At 38.7% G+C, this 4695-nt stretch carries 3 protein-coding genes; 2 read left to right on the forward strand and 1 reads right to left on the reverse strand.

The features are described 5' to 3' along the window. Positions 1–83: 83 nt before the first annotated feature. Positions 84–2369, forward strand: coding sequence for a hypothetical protein (locus tag CXF58_RS00850; protein ID WP_102076284.1), 2286 nt, complete (start codon positions 84–86; stop codon positions 2367–2369). 481 nt (positions 2370–2850) lie between these two features. Here the strand turns inward: CXF58_RS00850 and CXF58_RS00855 are convergent. After that, positions 2851–3872, reverse strand: a protein-coding gene (locus CXF58_RS00855) for an IS3 family transposase (protein ID WP_228706499.1) whose coding sequence is annotated in 2 segments (ribosomal slippage) — positions 2851–3620 and positions 3620–3872 — 1023 coding nt in all. Because the reading frame shifts where the segments join, the coding sequence is not laid out codon by codon here. Between the two features lie 284 nt (positions 3873–4156). Between CXF58_RS00855 and CXF58_RS00860 the strand changes: the two genes are divergently transcribed. Beyond that, the gene (locus tag CXF58_RS00860) at positions 4157–4621 is read left to right on the forward strand and encodes a hypothetical protein (RefSeq protein ID WP_102076285.1); all 465 of its coding nucleotides are present in this window, start codon (positions 4157–4159) and stop codon (positions 4619–4621) included. The last annotated feature ends 74 nt before the right edge of the window (positions 4622–4695 follow it).

Genomic DNA, 4695 nt, shown 5'->3' on the forward strand with positions numbered 1-4695 from the left:
AACAATACGGTGCTATCTTTGCCCACTGGGCATCACTTAGGGTTAATCTAGTCATAACACTATGATTATCAATTATTCTATATATGTCAACACACCCTAGTATTGGCACTAATAATATCACTGACTACGTAATTACCGTGACCAATACTGGTGACGTTCCTTTAAAAAACATAGTACTCAAAGATCCTGCTGTTTCAGGCCTTAGTAAGCAATCTAACATTATTTGTGATAGTACAGACGCTAATAATATCTGTACTGCTAATGCTGTACCAACTATCGCCTCATTAGAAGGCTCTACAGGGTTTAACATCTCATCTATACCCGTAGGTAAAAGCTATAGTATTAGTGTTCCTACACTCGTTACAGCATCTTCAGGTTCTACTGTACAAAATATTGCTACAGCTACACTTAAATCAACAGCTACAACCAAAACAGCTAATGATATTAATAAGGTGACTTCTATATTTGATAGTGGCTCAACTAGCGCACCTGCTAGTTGTCCAAGCGGACATCAAATGTATTATATCGGCGAAAACCCACCAAAATACACCCCTATAAAAACGCAAAAGCTCAGTTGGACGAGCGGAACAAGTAATATTTATACTATTGGTGGAATTAAATTCATACTATCCTTTCCTATTGTGAAAAACATACTTACTGGTTATCCAAAGTATGAATCTGCAAATGACACAGCAACAAAAAACTCGATTAATATGTTTCATACTAGCCAAAAACTGGATGTAAACCATCAATTGACTGCTACCATAGATAGACCTGTATCAAAATATGGTTTTGTAGTTCAAGATGTCGATTCAAACCAGAGCAGTAAATACATTGAAAGTCTAACAATAACAACTTTGGGCGGCGTTTTTAGTAATTTTAAAAGCTCTAACCATGTGTTGTCTGATGGCGACAAAACCATAACTGGCATACCATGGCAAAATTGTAATACCTCTAGTACCTCTAACCTATGTAACTTCAATATAGATTGGGGTTATAAGCCATCATTGACACCTTTTACCATTACCCATGGCAATACCTTTACTGGTGCTAGTACATCCTCGTCAAGTGGTAATCATTTGGTCGGCTACTCCGACTTCTATTTCTGCCTAGCACCGCCAAAACTTGTGGTAAAAAAGACACTAAACGGTAACCGGATCAACGATACTGATGCTAAGCGTGACCAGTTCGAGATAAAAGTTACGGGTAATTCAATAGCGACCAACAGTTTCATCACAACTGGTAAAGGTTCTGCTATCAATAAAAGTACTAGTGCGGTATTAGAATTAGAAGAAAATAAAAGCTATACAATTACTGAACGTGTGATGAATGGAACAACAGTAGGCGATATCGCCAATTATAATGCTACCTATATCTGTAGCAATGCTACAACAGGCAGCACCACAGTAATGCCTACTACTTCCATGACTTACGATGCCGCTGCTAAAACTCGCTCATTTACTTTGGCAAATGCTACCTATGGCGATGAGATTACCTGCACTATCACTAACAATCCGGCGAGCTATACATTTTCGGGTACGGTCTTTAATGATAATGGTGGTATTGCGGCGAGCGAAGCCAACAGGCAAAATATTTCTACTTTATTTACCGATAATAAGCAATACTTTAATGGTCAGTTAGATGCTGGTGAGCTGGGAATATACGAAAATGGACTTCGAGTAAAACTAACAGACTGTGACGGTAGAACGTTAGATAACAAATCTGTCGACGTTTTAAGCTCAGGCAGTGATATAGGTAAATATAGCATCACTGTTTCTGGCAATAAACTAGTTGATGGCACTGGCAACAATCTTACAAAGATTTGTTTGGTAGAAGAAGAGCCTCAAAGTTGGAAATATAGTGTAGATACTACTACTAATACGAGAGAAAGCACATTAGTGCCTGGGGTTTACAACTATGCAAATCTTAATTTTGGTGAAGTAGAACCTTATAACACTGCTCTTGTACTGATTAAATCGCAGCATATCCATAATTGCGATGAAAACTTTACCTATCCTACCAATGTCGGCAACGCCGATGATCTCGAAATTGGCTTTGGTGAACAGGCCGCAAATAACGTCATTCCTGGTAAATGTATAGCCTATCGGGTTACCGCTTATAATCGTGGTCATGTTGAGTTAGAGGATATACAAATAAAAGATACGTTACAAACAGAACCTGTTGCGTCTACCTTTCATTTTCCACTTCCCGTAGGAAACCCTGCGTCTATCAACCCCTACAATAATAGCTTGCCTAAAGATACAATTACTTCTAAACCTTTTAACCTATTAGGCGTACAGTCTTCCACTAACGTGCCTCAGGCAACGCTATATTTTAATACTAAATATGGCTCAACCATATCCAACTAATTGCGCCTTTTAGCAATTTATAGTTTTCATCGGTTTTTACTCTACGCTAATAGCGCAGTAGAGTAAAAACCGAACCAATCTTTGTACCTCATATAATAGATTATTCAATCTAATACTTGGTGTAATGAACCAAATTCATGCTGAAAAGTATAATTTAATCGACAATAGCCTGCTAATTTAGTAAATTTAAAAAATTACTAATGTTGGCAATTAGGATATTAATAAGATTATTCCTATGGTAACCCTCCCAAACCTAAGACACCTAACAAATAGAATTAAGCTGCTTGATTGAGTTTCTGTATGGGCGTAAAACCGCCATTGCCCATGTTTGGGCGCTCATGATTATAATGATATAACCAGTTGGTGGTGTGTCAAAAAGTATGCTGATTAAAACTTGAACAATTTTTGAAGCCTTGAAAGCCCTATAGAATCAGAGAACTTAGCATAGATTTTTTATTGGCTTCTATCGCCAGCATACTTTTTAGAACACCACCAACCAGTTTTCTGCTTGTGTGCGTACTTGCTCTAAGTTATCAAACAGCTCCTGATTTAACCAATCATATCTCATGGTTCTGTTAAAGCGCTCCACATAGGCATTTTGCTGTGGATTGCCAGGTTCAATATAGCTTAAGTTAATGCTTTGCTGCTCAGCCCAGTCTTTGAGCACATTGCTGATGTACTCAGGACCATTATCGCATCTTATTTGTACAGGTTTGCCTCGATATTCAATGAGCTGGTCTAATGTGCGTATGACCCTTTGTGCTGGTAGTGAGAAGTCAATCTCAACGGTGAGCGCTTCACGGTTGTAATCATCAATCACATTAAACAGTCTAAAGCTGCGACCGTCATTTAAGCCGTCGTGCATAAAGTCCATGCTCCAGCTTTGGTTTATCCTATCAGGTACTGCTAATGGTATTGGTTTAGCGCGTTTAATGCGACGCTTGGGCTTGATTCTAAGGTTGAGTTCAAGCTCACAGTAGATGCGATATACCCGCTTGTGGTTGTACGGCAGTCCCATGACATTACGCAGGCTTAAAAAGCATAAACCAAAGCCCCAGTTCTTATTCTCATCAGTCAGTTTGATGAGTAAGTCCGCGATCTGCTGGTTCTCATCCGTGGCCATTGACTTATGGTAATAGCAGGTCACGCTGATGTTAAAGATACGGCAAGCACGACGTATGCTAATACCATGCTCTTCAATGTAATGACAAGCCATTTTCCTGCGCCTTTGGGGCGCTACCACTTTTTTGTCATGGCATCCTGTAGGATATCGGATTTAAGACATTCATCAGCATACATCTTCTTAAGACGTGCATTTTCAATTTCAAGTTCTTTTAAGCGCGCAATCAAAGAGGCATCCATGCCGCCATACTTTGAGCGCCAGTTATAAAAGGTACTTTGGCTGATATTATGCTCACGGCAAAGCTCGGTGATAGGGACACCTTGTTCGGCTTGTTTTAGGATATTAACGATTTGGTTGTCAGTAAAGCGTGTCTTTTTCATAGGATTCTCCTGCTGATATATTTTAGCAGTTAATCTCTATTTCTAAGTGTTCTTATTTAGTGGGGGGATTACCCTATAAAACAATGTTTTTACCGTTCAAGTACTAAAAAGTACCATTCATCACTTACATCTTGATACTTTGTTATTTATTTGTAAAAATACAACAATAGACAAATAAACATCTTATTTATCAATACTATCCTTTAATAACAAACAGTAACAACTCACTTTTATCCTGATATCAATAGATTGTTTAAAGAGTTAAATATAACAAGGAATACTACATGAAGGCATCTCATACTTTACGTAATGCTTTATTGACTACCGTAGCTTCTGTATTTTTGTTGAGCACAGCTTATGCAGATGATGCTCTAAAAATGGAGCTGACAGCGAATAAAGTAGTTAAAAATGCTGAGGGTAAAATTAGCTATTTACCAGTCCGTTCCGCTCCAACTGGCACCATTATTCAGTACAAAGCGACCTACACCAATACCATTAATGAAAACATCAACGATCTAGCAGTGACCTTACCTATTCCAGCCAATATGACTTTTACTGGCGAGGTATCTCCTGCTAGCGCTCAAGCTAGTATCGATGGCAAAAACTACGCTGAGATACCGCTTATGCGTAAAGTCGATGGCAAAATGGTCAAAATCCCTTTTTCCGAATACCGTACCTTACGTTGGAATATCAAACTATTGCCAGCGAATAAATCAGCAGCTGTGGCGCTTAATACCATCGTTGACTAATCAGCACATTAACGCACCTCCGTTACCATCCTTGAATTCTAACTTCTAAACCTTACCTATCTCGGAGTCTCATA

The organism is Psychrobacter sp. Sarcosine-02u-2, from assembly GCF_002836335.1.
GTDB lineage: Bacteria > Pseudomonadota > Gammaproteobacteria > Pseudomonadales > Moraxellaceae > Psychrobacter > Psychrobacter faecalis.

Coding starts and splice junctions, on each gene's coding strand:
- CXF58_RS00850 (WP_102076284.1), top strand. CDS start 84: ATGTCAACACACCCTAGTATTGGCACTAATAATATCACTGACTACGTA.
- CXF58_RS00860 (WP_102076285.1), top strand. CDS start 4,157: ATGAAGGCATCTCATACTTTACGTAATGCTTTATTGACTACCGTAGCT.